This is a genomic window from Alcanivorax sp. HI0044 (assembly GCF_001634945.1).
Genome location: NZ_LWEZ01001275.1, coordinates 1 through 608, shown reverse-complemented (window position 1 = coordinate 608; position 608 = coordinate 1). Strand labels below are relative to the sequence as shown.

The window sequence follows — 608 nt, the reverse complement described above, 5'->3', positions numbered from 1 at the left end:
AGAGCGAGAGCACCTATCGAAAATCGGCATCACCTGTTTGCAAGACTCGCCGGAAGTTGGGGAGAACCTTCAAGATCACCTTGATATGACCGTCATGATCAAGGACAAAAGCCGTCAATCAATCGGCATGTCACCGTTTTTTATACCTCGGCTGATTAGTGCCTTCTACCAGTATTTTCGTCATCGGCGCGGCTTTCTTGCCAGTAACGCGGCGGAAGCAGGGGCTTTTGTCAGCCTGCTCAGCGAGTCGGATCGTCCGGATGCTCAGCTACACTTTTTACCGGCTTATCTTCGAGATCATGGACGTCAGTTGACGCCTGGGTTTGGTTGTACGATTCATGTGTGCCAACTCAGGCCTAAGAGTCGAGGACAGATTCGATTGGCCAATAGCGATCCATTTGCTGCGCCTTTGATAGACCCAAACTATCTTTCTCATCCTGACGATATTCTTGTGCTCCGTGAAGGCGTGAAACTAGCCAGAAAAGTGTTTCACAGTCATTCTTTCAGCTCTGCTTTTGGCGGTGATGACGAACCGGCTTCCAGCGTGGAGAGTGATGACCAGATTGACGCGGATATTCGCCAGCGCGCTGAAACAATCTACCATCCCG

At 50.7% G+C, this 608-nt stretch carries 1 protein-coding gene; it reads left to right on the top strand.

Features of this window, described 5'->3' with window-relative positions; translation table 11 throughout:
* Positions 1-85: 85 nt before the first annotated feature.
* Positions 86-608 (top strand): GMC oxidoreductase (locus A3730_RS18405; RefSeq protein ID WP_231883993.1); only part of this gene is annotated, 523 nt, incomplete at its 3' end.